This window comes from Brevundimonas sp. Br13, from assembly GCF_055391505.1.
In genome coordinates this window covers 562887-578184 of record NZ_AP044008.1, presented here as the reverse complement: position 1 = coordinate 578184, position 15298 = coordinate 562887, and the positions used below count along the sequence as shown (strand labels likewise).

The following is a 15298-nucleotide window of genomic DNA, read 5'->3' as shown; positions in this document are numbered from 1 at the left end:
AATTGTCGCGCCGTCGTCGCCCGTCAGAAATCGACGGCCAGGCCCTTTTTCTCCCAATCGCCGTAGCGGGTCGGTTCAGGCCCCGTCGGACCGCCGTATTCGGTTTCGGCCGCCGCGCCCTCCTCGGCCATGCGGCGTTCGGCCGCCTCCAGCAGGGCGCGGCGGGCGACCGTGCTCAGTGGTCTTTCGGGCGTGGCGTGGGGGACGTCCTGGTTGAAGGCGGGGGTTTCCCCATCCTCCGCCGCAGCTTCGGCCGGATCGGGGGTGGGATGTTCGGTCACAGGTCGGCTCCCTTGAGGACGGCGGCTCATGGCCTCAAATAGTCGATCAAAGCCGCGACGCCACAAAAAGCCGCCGACGGTCCCGGAACGACGATGAACCATCTGAAGACCTTCATTCTTCTGGCCGCCCTCACCGCCCTTTTCGCGGGGCTCGGCTATCTGATCGGCGGCGCGACCGGCATGGCGATCGCCCTGGTCTTCGCCGGCGGCATGAATCTGTTCAGCTACTGGAACGCCGACAAGATCGTCATGAAGATGTACCGGGCCCAGCCGGTCGATGAGCAGCATCCCAATGCGGTGGTCCGCAACTATGTCGCCGACGTGCGCCAGATGGCGCGCGACGCCGGCCTGCCCCAGCCCCAGGTCGCCATCATCCCCAGCGACCAGCCCAACGCCTTCGCCACCGGCCGGAACCCTGAACGCGCCGCCGTCTGCGCCACCACCGGTCTTCTGGACATGCTGACCCGCGACGAGGTGCGCGGCGTGATGGCGCACGAGCTGGCCCATGTGAAGAACCGCGACACCCTGATCATGACGGTGACGGCCACCATCGCCGGGGCCATCGCCGCCCTGGCCAACTTCGCCCTGTTCTTCCAGGGCGGCGACGACCGCGAGCGGCCGGGTGGTCTGATCGGAACCCTGGCCCTGATGATCCTGGCGCCCATGGCGGCCGGCCTGGTGCAGATGGCGATTTCGCGCAGCCGCGAATATGAGGCCGATCGCGTCGGGGCGGAGATCGCCAATGACCCTCACGCCCTGGCCTCGGCCCTGCAAAAGATCGAGGCCTACGCCAAGCGGATCCACAATCCGACGGCCGAGCGCAATCCCGCCTCCGGACAGCTGTTCATCATCAATCCCCTGGCCGGGCGCGGGGCGGACAATCTGTTCTCGACCCACCCGGCGACCGGCAATCGCGTTCGGGCTCTGGTGGAGCTGGGCGCGAAGATGGGGATGCGGCCGCGCCAGACGGCGCCCGCGTCCGCCCCGGCGGTTCCGCTCTCGGCCGTCCCCGCGACGCCCCGGCGCCTGACCACCGGCGTGCCCGCCACCCCGGCCGAGCCGCGCGGTCCCTGGGGCTGAGCGTCGCGCGGGGCCTTTTGGATTTGCACTTCCGTCGAGGACTCCGTCAGATAGCAGATTAAAGCGAGAGCATGATTCACGCTTCTATCGGAACCGCGAAGCGGTTCCGTCCGAAACGATCATGCTCTAAGCCAATCAGGGGGTCCTATGTCGCGTCTGCTCGCCTTCGTTTCCGCCGCCGCTCTTCTGGCCACGCCGGTCGCGGCCCAGTCCGTCAACCGGACCACCGTCAACGGCATCATCGACCAGGGGCTGAACCACAGCCAGGTGATGCAGACGGCCGCCTATCTGACGGACCGGATCGGCGGGCGAATGACCAATTCGCCGCAGATGCGGGAGGCGGAACGCTGGACCCAGCAGCAGTTCCGCGACTGGGGCCTGTCGAACGTCCGGGCCGAGGGGTTCGAGTTCGGGCGGGGCTGGTCCATCGTCCGCTCCAGCGCCCGCATGACGGCGCCGCGACCGCTGGACCTGAGGGCCATTCCGGTGGCCTGGACCCCTTCGACCAACGGGGTGATCAGCGGCGGCGTGATCGTGGCGCCGATCTCCAAGGTCGAGGATTTCGACAAATGGCGGGGCAAGCTGTCGGGCAAGATCGTCATGCTGTCCCAGCCCGGCACGGGGTCCGAACCGACCGAGCCGGCCTTCAAACGCTGGACCAGCGCCGAGCTGGCCGAGCGCAACACCTATGTCCAACCCCAGTATTCGCCCGCTGCGATCGAGCGTCAGCTGAAGACGGCCGATTTCGCGGCGCGGCTCGACGCCTTCCTGGTCGAACAGGGCGCCCTGGCCTGGGTGAGGATTTCCCAGCGGGACGGCGGCCTGCTGCACGGCACGGGCTATACCTATCAGGTCGGCGCGACGCCCAAGCTGGCGGGCATGGAGCTGGCGGCTGAGGACTATCGTCGTCTGGCCCGACTGGCCCTGACCGATACGCCGCCCACGCTGGAACTGATGAGCGAGGTCCAGTTCCATGACGAGGACGTCAACGCCTACAACATCCTGGCCGACATCCCCGGCAGCGGGGGAACCAGCGAATACGTCATGGCGGGCGCCCATCTGGACAGCTGGGTCGCTTCGGACGGAGCGGTGGACAACGCCGCCGGCAGCGCAGTGGTCATGGAGGCCGCACGCATCCTGAAGACCCTGAACGTGAGGCCCAAACGCACCATCCGTTTCGCCCTATGGAGCGGCGAGGAACAGGGCATCCTGGGCTCTTTGGCCTATGTCGACAGGCATCTGGCCACTCGCGCGCCCTCGAACGATCCAGCATTGGCGAACCTGCCGAACAACCGAACCTGGCGCAGCCGCTGGCCGATCCAGCCGCGCGAAGGCTATCGGGATCTGGTCGCCTATTTCAACCTGGACAACGGCTCGGGCAAGATCCGGGGCATCAACGCCGAGGGCAATGTGGCCGCAGTTCCGATCTTCCAGGAATGGCTTGCGCCCTTCGCCAACATGGGGGCGACCACCGTGTCCCTGCGCCCTTCGGGCGGCACCGACCACGTCTATATGCAGACGGTCGGCGTGCCGGGGTATCAGTTCATTCAGGACCCGCTCGACTATTCCAGTCGCCTGCACCACACCAGTATCGACAGCTATGACCACCTGAAGCCGGAGGACATGCGTCAGGCGGCGATTATCCTGGCCAGCTTCCTGCTGAACGCGGCCAACCGCGACGAGCCCCTGCCGCGCATGCCCCTGCCGACCGAGCCGACGCCGACCGATCCCTTCGAATATCCGGCGGACTGATAAGCGGATCCCCTCTCCCATTGGGAGAGGGCTTGAGCGCCCGAGAGCGTAGCGATCGGTCTCGCGCGAAAGGGAGAGGGTTGCGGCGGTGCGACTGTCCCACCGTCCGGCCCTCATCCGTCCGCTTCGCGGCCACCTTCTCCCAAAGGGAGAAGGAAGTTTCAGGTCACCCCCGCTCCACGCACATCGCCACGCCCATGCCGCCGCCGATGCACAGGGTGGCTAGACCCTTCTTCGCGCCGGACCGCTTCATCTCGAACAGAAGCGTGGTCAGGATGCGCGCGCCCGAGGCGCCGATGGGATGGCCGATGGCGATGGCGCCGCCGTTGACGTTGACCTTGGCCGGGTCGAGACCCAGCTCCTTGACCACGCACAGGCTCTGGGCGGCGAAGGCTTCGTTGGATTCGACCAGGTCCAGGTCGGCGACGGTCCAGCCCGCCTTTTCCAGCGCCTTCTTCGAGGCGGGGATCGGCCCCGTGCCCATGATCGACGGATCGACCCCGGCCGTGGCGGAAGAGGCGATGCGGGCCAGGGGTTCAAGCCCGCGCGCCTTCGCCTCTTCGGCGCTCATCAGCACCAGGGCGGCGGCGCCGTCGTTCAAGCCCGAGGCGTTGGCGGCGGTGACGCTGCCCTCCTTGGCGAAGGCGGGCCGCAGCTTCTGCATCAGCTCCAGGGTGGCGCCGTGGCGGATGTATTCGTCCTGGTCCACGACCACGTCGCCCTTCTTGCCGGGGATGACCACCGGGGCGATCTCCTCGGCGAATCTGCCGGCCTTCTGCGCCGCCTCGGCCTTGTGCTGGCTGGCCAGGGCGAACTCGTCCTGGGCCTCGCGGGTGATGCCCCATTTGTCGGCGATGTTCTCGGCGGTCTGGCCCATGTGATAGCCGTTGAAGGCGTCCCACAGCCCGTCCTTGATCATGGTGTCGATCAGGGCGACGTCGCCCATCTTGTGGCCCGTGCGCAGCTGCTGGGCGTGGGGCGCCTGGCTCATGCTCTCCTGTCCGCCGGCGACCACGATCCCGGCGTCGCCCAGGGCGATCTGCTGGGCGGCGACGGCGACGGCCCGCAGGCCGGAACCGCAGATCTGGTTCAGGCTCCATGCCGGGGCGGACTGGCGCACGCCGGCGCCGACCGCCGCCTGACGCGCCGGGCCCTGGCCGGCCGCAGCCTGAAGCACATGGCCCAGGATCACCTCGTCCACCTCATCACCCGCGACCCCGGCCCGCTCCAGCGCCGCCTTGATGGCGATCTCGCCCAGCTTGGAGGCGGGCAAGGACGACAGGGCGCCGAGGAACGACCCGACGGGGGTGCGGGCGGCGGAGACGATGACGACCTCGGTCATGGGATTTCACTCTCTGCGGAATTATCGAGTGGCTCTTTTGCCGCATATGGGCGGCTTCGTCACCTGTCGGAGGAAACACCGCCTCGGATTCAGTCCTTCGTCATCCTGACGGCGCATTGTGTCGGAACGATAGGGACGATCTTGGATTTGATTGGCCATGCTGGGAACGCTGAAACGCCTTGTCACCCATGTCTGCACGCCGGACGAGCTGGACATGATCGAGCACTATCAGACCCGCGCCGAAAGGCTGGCGGACCTCTGGGTCCATGCGGTGGGTCTGATGCTGGCGGCCGTCGGCGGCGTCGTTCTGGCGGGCTTGGCAGGGGTCTATACGGGGGTCGGAGGCGTTCTGGCCACGGCCATCTACGCCCTGTGCCTGATCGGCATGCTGACCGCCTCGACCCTGTATAACTGGACCAACCCCTGCGCGGCCCGTCCGGTGCTTCGTCGCCTGGACGAGGCGGCCATCTTTCTGATGATCGCCGGCAGCTACACCCCCTTCACCACCCAGAGGTTCGAAGGCCTCTGGTCGATCGGCTTCACCGCCCTGATCTGGACCCTGGCCTTCGTCGGCGCCGGGGTGAAGCTGTTCGCACCGCGCATTTCGGACCGGTTCTGGAGCGCGGTCTATGTCGTTTTCGGCTGGCTGGCCGTCGCAGCTCTGAAGCCAATGGTGGAGACGGTCCACCCCGTCGCCCTGGCCCTGCTGGTTCTGGGCGGGCTGATCTATACGGCCGGGGTGCTGGTCTTCATCAGCCCGAAGGTGCCGTTCCGCCGCGCCATCTGGCACGGGTTCGTCGTCACCGGGGCGACGGTGCATTGGACGGCCGTCCTGGTCGGCGTCGTCCTGGCTCCGGCCATGAGCCACTGAGGCCTTCCGTCGCCCTTGAGATCAGCCTCTAGCGCTTCGCGCCGCAACGGACGATAGTGGTGCGTTGCAAAATCGCGAGAACAAGCGTGGCTGACGAAAACACCAAGGGCGGAAAGACCGGCGAAGGCGATCAGGTCGTCATCAAAAAGTATGCGAACCGGCGTCTCTACAATACGCGCAGCAGCACCTACGTGACCTTGGACGACCTTGCCGCCATGGTGCGCGAGGGGACCGAGTTCGTCGTCTATGACGCCAAGACCAACGACGACCTGACGCGCCAGATCCTGACGCAGATCATCTTCGAAGAGGAAAGCCGGGGCGAGGCCCTGCTGCCGGTCCAGTTCCTGCGTCAGCTGATCGGCTTCTACGGCGGCTCGATGCAGGGCGTTCTGCCCTCCTATCTGGAAATGTCCCTGACCAACTTCAGCCGTCAGCAGGAGCAGTTCGCCAGTCAGATGAGCCGGGCCTTCGGCGCCGGCGCCGGCGCGACCCTGATCGAGGAGGCGGCCAAGACCAATATGGCCGTGTTCGAACGGGCGATGCAGATGTTCCCCGGCTTCGGCTATGGCCGAAGCGAGCCGGCCGCCCCGCCGGCGGCGGAAACCAAGGCGGCCGCAGACAGCGACGCCCTGGAGGAGATGCGCCGCCAGATGGACGAAATGCGCGCCCAGATCGACCGTCTCGCCGAGTCCAAGCCGAAATGACCGATCGGATCCAGGCGGTCAGCGGACCTGAGCGCGTGGATCGCCGCGAAGGTGAAAGGCGCGAGCGCGAACGGCGCGCTCAGCAGGCGGCGGCCAAGGCCCTGGTCCCGGCGCCGCTGACCGAGGCTGAGGCCGAGGCTGCAACGGGGTCCTCGGCAAGACCTGCCGTCCATACGGCCGGCGAACCCGGCGCGGCGGCCTTTGTGGCCCAGCAGATGGGCCAGAAGGGGCAAAGGCGCGGCCTGAAGGGCGGTCCTCCGGTTCTGAACGCCGCGCGCGCCGCCTATTTGGGGGCTGAGTATTCGGGCGAGGCCGAGCGACGGCCGCCGGTCGGGCGCGCGTCCAAGACCGACGTCTGATCGGGCGTTAGGCGTCGGGCGGCACGGAACTTGCTGAAGGCGTATCGAAACGCCTCCGCCAGGACACACCATGCCCGCCGCCCTCAGCCTCGCCGCCAAGGTCTTCGACGTCGCCGTCGTGGCGCTGATCTTCACCGCCTTTTCCTAAATCGTCTTTTCGCCGCCCCGCGCACCGGCCGTCAGTTGGCTAGGTCGAAATCCTTGCGCGACGCGATGATGGTCACGATGAAGCCGGCCAGCACGTCCAGCAGGATCATCACCACGATCAGAAAGAAGGTCGAGGTGGCGAAGCCGCGGATCAGCAGGAATTCGACCAGGACGATGATGAACAGGACCATCGACAGGGCGTGATTGACGATGGCCACCCTCTGGCTCGACGTCGATTTCACCAGTTCGAAGAACAGCAGGATCAGGCCGACGAACAGGATCAGGTCGCCCGAGCCCACATTCCACTGGGCCCCTGACGCCATGGGAATGGAGAACAGCGGATCACGCAGCAGGGCGTCGGCCTGGCTCATGCCGCCGTTTCCGTCTGCGCCGAACAGCACGACGATATTGTAGAGGACCACCGGGATCAGCAGCAGGGGTATGGCGATCAGCATGGCGGCTCCTCTCCCCGGCGCAACGGCTGCGCTTCTTAAGTCTGATTAACCCTATTGCGTCCGTTCGTCACCTGCGGGGAAAGCCGCCTGCCCGGCTAAGGGCGGACGGGGCGGGGCGGCCGAGCACCGCACCGATCCAGCGCGCCGTTTCGATCAGGGCGTCCAGATCATAGCCGGTCTGAAAACCCGCGCGCTCCAGCATATAGACCAGATCTTCGGTGGCGATGTTTCCGGTGGCGCCGGGCGCGAAGGGACAGCCGCCGATGCCGCCGACCGAGGCGTCCAACACGTCCACCCCCGCCTCCACGCCGGCATAGGCGTTGGCCAGGCCGGTGTTGCGCGTGTCGTGGAAATGCAGGCGCAGGCGCGCCTCCGGCGCTGCCCGGCGGGCGGCCTCGACCTTGCGCGTCACCGCCCAGGGATCTCCGGCGCCGATGGTGTCGGCCAGGGCGATTTCACCGACGCCCAAGGCGCCGATCGCCCCCACAAGGTCGCCGACCTGCTGAACCGAGACTTCTCCGTCAAACGGACAGCCCCAGACGCATGACAGGGTCGCCGACAGAGAGGGGACAACGTCGGACGTCTGGCTGTTGTGACGGCGGGCGACGATCTCGCCCAGCATAGCCAGCTGGTCCTTGACGGCCAGGCCCTGGTTCTTCAGGCCGAAGCCGTCGGTGGCGGAAAGCGAGACATTGACCTCGTCCACGGCCGTGGTCAGGGCGCGATCATAGCCTCGGCCGTTCAGCACCAGACCGATGCGGCTGCGTCCGGCTTCGTGAGGCAGGGCCGCCATCACCGTTTCCGCCCCGGCCATCTGCGGCACATATTTAGGATGGACGAAGGAGACGGCCTCGATCCGCCGGGCTCCGGCCGCCTCCAGCCGCCGCACCAGCTCGGCGCGGACGGCGGGGTCCAGCACGGCCTTTTCGTTTTGAAGCCCGTCACGGGGCCCGACCTCGACGATCTGGATGAAGCGGCTCATCGCGTCGCCGCCGTCGCGGGGGCGGCTTGCGTCGCAGGCTCCGCCGTGCGGGGCGGAGGCGCATAGACGGTCAGGCTCACCTCGTCTCCGGCGGAATAGTTGTAGCCCCGCACCACCCCGACCGCCCGGCCCGCCACACCCAGCCGCCCGGCGGCGGCGCGGAAGGCGTCGGCGTCGCGTCCCTCGACGATGGCCGGCCGTCCTTCGGCCAGGGCGTCGGCCGCGCCTTGGGCGTCGGTCAGTTCAGTGTCGCGGCCCGTCAGGAAGACGAAGCTCGGCTCATGGAAGCCGGTGATGGCGACCGGTCCAGGGGTGCGGCCCTGGCGGGGATGCAGGTCCGCCGCCTCAAGGGTTTTCTCCAGTCTCGGTGCGATGGCCAGGGGGCGCAGTTGGCGGATGGTGCCCGACAAGGCGGCGTGGGCCACGATTCCAAAGGCCAGGGACGCGACCAGCGCCGCCACCGGCGCCCGGTTCAACAGCAGGAAGCCGCCGACAGCCGCCGCCGCCAGGGTCGATCCGACCGTCAGAGCCGCCCAGGTCTGGGCCGTCGAGGTGCCGTAGACGGTCAAGCCATAGACGGTGATGCCGCAGATCAGGACGGCGGCGAATACCGCCAGGGCCGCGCCGGTGATCCGCGAGACCTTGCCGATCGGCCGGGCCAGGGCGGCGGCGGCCAACAGGGCCAGGGCGCCGAAGGTCGGCAGGGTGTAGTGCCACAGCTTGGTCGGGGCCAGTTCGAACATCAGCCAGCCGGGAACCAGCCAGCAGACCAGGAAGCGAATGGCCGGCTCGGCCCGACGGGACCAGCCGGTCGCGACGGCGGCAGGCAGCAGCAGGGTGGAGGGGAAGAACAGCAGGGGCGCGAGAAGCACATACATCCCCGGGAAGCCGGAATGGCTTTCATGGGCCCCGGCGATCTTGGGCGCCAGGTCGCCGCCGATGGCTTCGCGCCAGAAGCCCCCGTCGGTGGCGATGGTGATGGCGATCGCCCAGGGGCCGACCATCAGGGCCACCAGCGGCAGGCCCCAGCCCCAGCCCAGCCGGCCCAGCCAGCGGACGTCGCGGTCCCAGATCGACAGGGCCAGGATCGCCAGGGCCACGACCAGAAGGCCGATCGGCCCCTTGATCAGGATCGACAGCCCCAGGCCCAGCCAGAACAGAAGCTTGTGGGGCCGGATCGGTCGTTCCCCGGCTCGGGTCGCCATATAGATTCGCGCCAGGGCGGCCATGGCCAGGGTGGTGGCGCCGCACAGCATGGCGTCCGTCTTGGCGATCCCGGCCTCGGTGGACAGAAGGAAGGTCGCCCCCATGATCGCGCCGCCGAAGAAGCCGACGCGCGCGCCCAGCAGGGCCGAACCCGCCCAGGCGACAGCCCAGGCGGCCAGCATGGCCCCCAGGAGAGAGGGGATCCGATAGGGGGCGATCTCGCGATCCTCGGGGTCCGAGGTCAGGGCGACGGCGGCGGCCTGCAGCCAATAGATGCCGACCGGCTTCTTCCAGCGCGGCTCGTCCTGGAAGCGGATGTCCACATAGTCGCCGCTCTCCAGCATCTGGACGGTGGCCTGGGCGAAGCGGCTTTCGTCCCGATCCAGCGGCGGCAGGAGCAGCAGGCCCGGCAGGCCGGCGACCAGCGTCAACAGGGCCGCCAGCAGGGGGCCTCTCCAGCCGGCGATGCGGCGATCCAGATCGAAGCTCTTCATGAGAGACTCCTTACACGGGGACCGGGCCGGCGTCAGCCGTCTCCCCTAAGCCGTCGATCTCGTCTATGGAGCGGCATGACCGCCCAAATCGCTCCTGACGCGCCCCAGATCTCCGTAGTGGTTCCCGTTCACGACGAGGCCGGCGCCGCCGTGCCCCTGGCGCGTGAAATCGCGGCCGCCTTCGCCGGCCGGTCCTATGAAATGATCTTCGTCGACGACGCCTCCAGGGACGCGACCTTGGCCGAGCTGAAGGCGGCCATGGCCGAACTGCCGACCTTGCGGGTTCTGGCCCACGGAACCAATGCGGGCCAGAGCCGGGCGGTGCGCACCGGGGTGCTGGCGGCGCGGGGATCGGTGGTGGTGACGATGGACGGCGACGGTCAGAACCCGCCGGCCGATGCGCCCCGGCTGGTGGACGCCCTGCTTGCGGCCCCCGCAGACGTCGGTCTGATCGGCGGGCGACGGGCCAAGCGCCAGGACAGCGCCGCCAAACGCCAGGCCTCGGTCTGGGCGAACCGCATCCGTCGTCGGCTGCTGGGCGACGACGCCGACGACACCGGCTGCGGGCTGAAGGCCTTTCGCCGCGACGTCTTCCTGCGGCTTCCCTATTTCGATCACATCCACCGCTATCTGCCGGCCCTGATGATCCGCGAGGGTTACCGAAACCAGTATCTGGACGTCGATCACCGCCACCGCGAAACCGGCCGGTCGAAATACACCAACTGGGGCCGGCTGAAGGTCGCCTTCGCCGATCTCTTGGGCGTCATGTGGCTGAAGAGCCGGTCGCGCCGGCCGGGGGCGATCTCCGAATTCTGAGCGCGATAATCCAGACGCTCACAGAACGGGCGCGACAATAGAAAAGGGCGGGACCTCGCGGTCCCGCCCTTCTGCATTTCAGCGTCGGAAGGCTTGGACTTAGAAGTCCATGCCACCCATGCCGCCCATGCCGCCCATGTCAGGAGCGGCGGCGCCGCCCGACTTCTTGGGGGCGTCGGCGACGGCGGCTTCCGTGGTGATCAGGATGCCGGCCACCGAAGCGGCGTCTTGCAGGGCCGTGCGGACGACCTTGGCGGGGTCGATGACGCCCATCTTGACCAGGTCGCCGTACTCTTCCGTCTGGGCGTTGAAGCCGAAGGAGGCGTCGTTGTTCTCCAGCACCTTGCCGACCACGATCGAGCCTTCGACGCCGGCGTTTTCGGCGATCTGACGGATCGGGGCCTGCAGGGCGCGACGGATGATGGCGATGCCGGCGTTCTGGTCGGCGTTGTCGCCCTTGACGTCGGCCAGGATCTTGGAGGCCTTCAACAGGGCGATGCCGCCGCCGGGAACGATGCCTTCGTCAGCCGCAGCGCGGGTGGCGTTCAGGGCGTCGTCGACGCGGTCCTTCTTTTCCTTCACTTCGACTTCGGTCGAGCCGCCGACGCGGAGAACCGCGACGCCGCCGGCCAGCTTGGCCAGACGTTCCTGCAGCTTTTCCTTGTCGTAGTCGGAGGTGGTGTCTTCGATCTGGCGCTTGATCTGGGCCACGCGGGCTTCGATGTCGGCCTTCTCACCCACGCCTTCGACGATGGTGGTGTCGTCCTTGGTGATCGAGACCTTCTTGGCCTTGCCGAGCATGTCGAGCGTGACGCTCTCCAGCTTGATGCCCAGGTCTTCCGAGATGACTTGGCCGCCCGTCAGGATGGCGATGTCTTCCAGCATGGCCTTGCGGCGGTCGCCGAAGCCCGGCGCCTTGACGGCGGCGACGCGCAGGCCGCCGCGCAGCTTGTTGACCACCAGGGTGGCCAGGGCTTCGCCTTCGATGTCCTCGGCGATGATCAGCAGCGGACGGCCCGACTGCACCACGGCTTCCAGGATCGGCAGCATGGCCTGCAGCGAGGTCAGCTTCTTCTCGAACAGCAGGATCAGCGGCTCTTCGAGAACGGCCTCCATCTTGTCGGCGTTGGTGATGAAGTAGGGGCTCAGATAGCCGCGGTCGAACTGCATGCCTTCGACGACGTCGACGGTGGTGTCGGCGGTCTTGGCTTCCTCGACGGTGATCACGCCTTCATTGCCGACCTTGGCCATGGCCTGGGCGATCAGCTCGCCGATTTCGGAGTCGCCGTTGGCCGAAATGGTGCCGACCTGGGCGATTTCCGAGTTGTTGGAAACGGGCTTGGAGTTGGTCTTGACCTCTTCCAGGACCAGGCCGACGGCCTTGTCGATGCCGCGCTTCAGATCCATCGGGTTCATGCCGGCGGCGACGGCCTTGAGGCCCTCTTGCACGATGGCTTGAGCCAGAACGGTCGCGGTGGTGGTGCCGTCGCCCGCCTTGTCGTTCGTCTTCGAAGCGACTTCGCGGATCATCTGGGCGCCCATGTTCTCGAAGGCGTCTTCCAGCTCGATTTCCTTGGCGACCGAGACGCCGTCCTTGGTCGAGCGCGGGGCGCCGAAGGACTTCTGGATCACGACGTTGCGACCCTTCGGACCCAGGGTCACCTTGACGGCGTTGGCGAGGACGTTGACGCCGCGCAGCATCTTGTCGCGCGCGTCGGTGTTGAACTGTACGATTTTAGCGGCCATGCGGGCAGCTCCTTTTGTGTGAGTGGCGAGTGGTTAGTGGCGAGTGGCGAGGATCTGAGATTGGGGCGACGGCGGCGGTTTCGTCCGGAAACCTGCTCGCCACTCGCCACTGATCACTCGCCACTGAGGGCTGAGCCTTAGCTCAGCACTCCAAGCACGTCCGACTCTTTCATGATGATCAGGTCTTCGCCGTCGATCTTCACTTCCGTGCCCGACCACTTGCCGAACAGGATGCGGTCGCCGGCCTTCAGCTCCAGGGCGTTGACCTTGCCCGAGTCGTCGCGGGCGCCGGGGCCGACGGCGACGACTTCGCCTTCCTGGGGCTTTTCCTTGGCGGTGTCGGGGATGATGATCCCGCCCTTGGTCTTGGATTCTTCTTCAACGCGCTTGACCAGCACGCGGTCGCCGAGCGGACGAAACGCCATCGGTTGTCTCCCTTGATCCCCCGAATGGGGCGATTTGAACAATGGGTCAGCCTCTCCGCGACCGCCGTTTTAGCAGCCGACCACGGAGAGTGCTAACGCGAGCGGGAGTTAGTCAGAGGGCGGCGGGGCGTCAAGCGCCGCCGCGTGTGAAACTTCCGCGACGGATGAACGCGCGATGAACCACGGCCTCCGAACCCGTTCAAACGGCGCGCGCTAAAACCACCTCAACGCTCGCGATCCCCGGAAGACGCGAGGCGATTCAGAGGAGACGGACCATGTCCAAGCTGTTGAAAATCACCGCCGCCGTTGTCGCCCCCGCCGCCGCCCTGGCCTTGACCGCCGCCCCGGCTTCGGCCCAGTCGCGTGACCGCGACGACACCGCCCGCAACGCCCTGATCGGCGCCGCCGTCGGCGGACTGGCGGGCGCCGTCTACGGCAATGGCGACGGAACCTATATTGCGGGCGGCACCTTGGCCGGCGCGGCCTTGGGCGCGGTAGCCTCGTCCAATCGCGGATCGGACTGCGGCTATTATCGCGGCGGCCAATGCTACCGGAACCAGGGCCACTGGGAACGCGAGCACGGCATCAACAGCCGCGACCCGCGCTGGGAGCAGCGCCGTGATTATCGCGACTGGCGCCGCGACCAGCGCTATGACCGGCGCGACGAGCGCCGCGACTATCGCTACGATCGCCGCTGGTAGACTGCGGACGTGAAATTCAGAAGGGGCGCCTTATCAAGACGCCCCTTTTGTCATGCCGCGTCCCGACGCGGGTCCCAATGCGGGAAGGGATCCTCCAGCCTGGCCCAGCCCTTGGGTCCGCGTTCCATCTCGAACCGGCTCAAAAGGGCGGCGTCGAACAGGGAGGTCAGCAGATCGCGGTTCATGTCCTTGCCGATCAGGACGATCTCCTGACGACGGTCGCCATAGGGTTGTCGCCAGACGGCCTCGATCGCCTTCAGCCATTCGGCGTTGTCGTCGGGCCAGCGCTCGCGCGGCGCCGAAGCCCACCACAGTCCGCCCCATTCATGTTCGGTCACGGCCCCGGCCTGGCTCCAGGAACCGACATAGTCCATCCGGCTGGCCAGCCAGAAGAAGCCCTTGGAGCGCCAGACGCCGGGCCATTCGCGCTGCAGCAGGTCGTAGAAGCGTCGGGGATGAAAGGGTCTGCGCGCCCTGTAGACGAAGGTTGAGACGCCGTATTCCTCGGTCTCGGGCGTCACCTCGCCGCGCAGGGCCTGGGACCAGCCGGCCGCCTGTTCCGCCCTTTCCATGTCGAACAGGCCCGTGCCGACGACCTGATCCAGGGGCACGGCGCCGCGCACTGCCTGGATGATCCGGGCGCGCGGATTGAACTGGGCCATCATCGCCTTCAGCGTCCCGAGTTGGGTCGCATCGAGCAGATCGCACTTGTTCAGCACGATGACGTCGGCGAACTCGATCTGGTCGATCAGCAGATTGGCGATCGTGCGTTCGTCGTCCTCGCCCAGATGTTCGCCGCGAGTCTTCAGCCGGTCGGTCGAGGGATAGTCGCGGTGGAAGTTGAAGGCGTCCACCACCGTCACCATGGTGTCGATCCGGGCCAGGTCCGACAGGCTGAAACCGTCCTCGTCGCGAAAGTCGAAGGTGGCGGCGACCGGCATGGGTTCGGATATCCCGGTGGATTCGATCAGCAGGCAGTCGAACCGACCCTCGCGCGCCAGCTTGCCGACCTCGATCAGCAGGTCCTCGCGCAGGGTGCAGCAGATACAGCCGTTGGACATCTCAACCAGCCGTTCCTCGGTCCGCGACAGGTCCGCCCCGCCGCCGTCGCGCACCAGGGCGGCGTCGATGTTCACCTCGCTCATGTCGTTGACGATGACCGCGACCCGCAGCCCGTCGCGGTTCGCCAGGACGTGGTTCAGCAGGGTCGTCTTGCCGGCTCCGAGGAAGCCGGACAGGACGGTGACGGGCAGGGTCTTGAACTCGGACATGACGGCGCTCCACGGCTGCTGCGCCGAGCTTGACCACAGCCCGGCGACTGTGAGAGTTACGTTATATTATAACAAGCACAGTCAGCAAGGTTTTCCATGGCGGTCGGCGCAGTCGTCCAGGGGCAGGCGCCCACGGTCTTCACCACCCTGTTCGAGCCGCAGGTGCGGATGGCGATCTGGTCGCGGCCCAGTCCCATGCCGCCGGACGCCTTACCCCCGGCGGACTTCACCGCCGACTGCGACGGGCGCTGGATCGCCACGTCCGGCCCGGCGCCCGAATGGTTGCTGCAGGATATCGAGGGATTGGCGGAGATTGTGGCGGCGATCAGCGGATACGACGCCTGGCGCGCGCGGTGGGAGACCGTGACCCGGCGCGCCTGCCCGCGGTTTCATCAGGACGCCGTTCCGGTGCGCCTGATCGTCGCCTATGAGGGGCCGGGGCCCGAATGGGCCTTCGCCGGCGAGATCGGCGAGGATCTGGACGGGCGCCTGATCGGCACGCGTCGTCGGGTCCGCACCCTTCACCCTGGCGACGTCGCCGTCATCAAGGGCACGGCGCCGGGCTGGGAGGCCTGGCCGGACTTGCCGGTGGTCCTGCACCGCTCGCCGCCGGCCGGGAGACGCACCCCCCGGCGCGTCCTGACGATCGACGCCGCGCCGGCCTGA

The 15298-nt window shown here is 67.4% G+C and carries 16 protein-coding genes; 8 read left to right on the top strand and 8 right to left on the bottom strand.

From position 1 onward, the window contains the following. Positions 1 to 23: 23 nt before the first annotated feature. Positions 24 to 281 (bottom strand): DUF1674 domain-containing protein, encoded by a 258-nt coding sequence (locus ACZ5M6_RS02830; protein ID WP_054764382.1) that lies wholly within the window; start codon positions 279 to 281, stop codon positions 24 to 26. Positions 282 to 374: 93 nt separating this feature from the next. On the opposite strand from ACZ5M6_RS02830, the gene htpX reads away from it, so the two are divergent. Together htpX and ACZ5M6_RS02820 are read left to right on the top strand one after the other, a co-directional pair. Continuing rightward, positions 375 to 1361: a zinc metalloprotease HtpX gene (gene htpX / locus ACZ5M6_RS02825; protein ID WP_191558427.1), complete on the top strand. Its 987-nt coding sequence runs from the start codon at positions 375 to 377 to the stop codon at positions 1359 to 1361. Positions 1362 to 1508: 147 nt separating this feature from the next. Beyond that, positions 1509 to 3113 (top strand): M20/M25/M40 family metallo-hydrolase, encoded by a 1605-nt coding sequence (locus ACZ5M6_RS02820; RefSeq protein ID WP_348683886.1) that lies wholly within the window; start codon positions 1509 to 1511, stop codon positions 3111 to 3113. A 166-nt stretch (positions 3114 to 3279) separates the two neighbouring features. On the opposite strand, the gene ACZ5M6_RS02815 is transcribed toward ACZ5M6_RS02820, so the two are convergent. Next, positions 3280 to 4455: an acetyl-CoA C-acetyltransferase gene (locus tag ACZ5M6_RS02815; protein ID WP_464159598.1), complete on the bottom strand. Its 1176-nt coding sequence runs from the start codon at positions 4453 to 4455 to the stop codon at positions 3280 to 3282. A 157-nt stretch (positions 4456 to 4612) separates the two neighbouring features. On the opposite strand from ACZ5M6_RS02815, the gene trhA reads away from it, so the two are divergent. The 3 genes from trhA to ACZ5M6_RS02800 all read left to right on the top strand — a co-directional run bounded on the left by trhA (position 4613) and on the right by ACZ5M6_RS02800 (position 6389). Then, on the top strand, positions 4613 to 5326 hold the full coding sequence (gene trhA, locus ACZ5M6_RS02810) for a PAQR family membrane homeostasis protein TrhA (protein WP_054764378.1): 714 nt from the start codon (positions 4613 to 4615) through the stop codon (positions 5324 to 5326). A gap of 86 nt (positions 5327 to 5412) precedes the next feature. Continuing rightward, positions 5413 to 6030: a polyhydroxyalkanoate synthesis repressor PhaR gene (gene phaR / locus ACZ5M6_RS02805; RefSeq protein ID WP_287104030.1), complete on the top strand. Its 618-nt coding sequence runs from the start codon at positions 5413 to 5415 to the stop codon at positions 6028 to 6030. Continuing rightward, positions 6027 to 6389, top strand: a complete 363-nt coding sequence (locus ACZ5M6_RS02800; RefSeq protein WP_054764376.1) for a hypothetical protein — start codon at positions 6027 to 6029, stop codon at positions 6387 to 6389. Before phaR ends, ACZ5M6_RS02800 begins: the two co-directional genes overlap by 4 nt. A 179-nt stretch (positions 6390 to 6568) precedes the next feature. On the opposite strand, the gene ACZ5M6_RS02795 is transcribed toward ACZ5M6_RS02800, so the two are convergent. The 3 genes from ACZ5M6_RS02795 to ACZ5M6_RS02785 form a co-directional block, all read right to left on the bottom strand. After that, positions 6569 to 6991: a hypothetical protein gene (locus ACZ5M6_RS02795; protein WP_054764375.1), complete on the bottom strand. Its 423-nt coding sequence runs from the start codon at positions 6989 to 6991 to the stop codon at positions 6569 to 6571. A gap of 67 nt (positions 6992 to 7058) precedes the next feature. Continuing rightward, on the bottom strand, positions 7059 to 7973 hold the full coding sequence (locus tag ACZ5M6_RS02790; protein ID WP_228184880.1) for a hydroxymethylglutaryl-CoA lyase: 915 nt from the start codon (positions 7971 to 7973) through the stop codon (positions 7059 to 7061). Then, entirely contained in the window at positions 7970 to 9673 is a 1704-nt protein-coding gene (locus ACZ5M6_RS02785; RefSeq protein ID WP_333895597.1) for an ArnT family glycosyltransferase, read from the bottom strand. The genes ACZ5M6_RS02790 and ACZ5M6_RS02785 overlap by 4 nt, the downstream gene beginning before the upstream one ends. Before the next feature lie 75 nt (positions 9674 to 9748). Between ACZ5M6_RS02785 and ACZ5M6_RS02780 the strand changes: the two genes are divergently transcribed. Beyond that, the gene (locus ACZ5M6_RS02780) at positions 9749 to 10489 is read left to right on the top strand and encodes a glycosyltransferase family 2 protein (protein WP_054764372.1); all 741 of its coding nucleotides are present in this window, start codon (positions 9749 to 9751) and stop codon (positions 10487 to 10489) included. Positions 10490 to 10588: 99 nt separating this feature from the next. Here the strand turns inward: ACZ5M6_RS02780 and groL are convergent, their stop codons facing one another. Together groL and groES are read right to left on the bottom strand one after the other, a co-directional pair. Then, positions 10589 to 12235 (bottom strand): chaperonin GroEL, encoded by a 1647-nt coding sequence (gene groL, locus ACZ5M6_RS02775; protein WP_054764371.1) that lies wholly within the window; start codon positions 12233 to 12235, stop codon positions 10589 to 10591. A gap of 137 nt (positions 12236 to 12372) precedes the next feature. Then, a complete protein-coding gene (gene groES / locus ACZ5M6_RS02770; RefSeq protein WP_054764370.1) occupies positions 12373 to 12660 on the bottom strand; it encodes a co-chaperone GroES in 288 nt (95 codons plus the stop codon). A 275-nt stretch (positions 12661 to 12935) separates the two neighbouring features. Here groES and ACZ5M6_RS02765 point away from each other — a divergent pair, with 275 nt between their 5' ends. Then, positions 12936 to 13361 (top strand): hypothetical protein, encoded by a 426-nt coding sequence (locus ACZ5M6_RS02765; protein WP_464159595.1) that lies wholly within the window; start codon positions 12936 to 12938, stop codon positions 13359 to 13361. A gap of 50 nt (positions 13362 to 13411) precedes the next feature. On the opposite strand, the gene zigA is transcribed toward ACZ5M6_RS02765, so the two are convergent. Then, the gene (zigA, locus tag ACZ5M6_RS02760) at positions 13412 to 14632 is read right to left on the bottom strand and encodes a zinc metallochaperone GTPase ZigA (RefSeq protein WP_464159594.1); all 1221 of its coding nucleotides are present in this window, start codon (positions 14630 to 14632) and stop codon (positions 13412 to 13414) included. Between the two features lie 96 nt (positions 14633 to 14728). On the opposite strand from zigA, the gene ACZ5M6_RS02755 reads away from it, so the two are divergent. Further along, on the top strand, positions 14729 to 15298 hold the full coding sequence (locus ACZ5M6_RS02755) for a DUF1826 domain-containing protein (protein ID WP_464159592.1): 570 nt from the start codon (positions 14729 to 14731) through the stop codon (positions 15296 to 15298).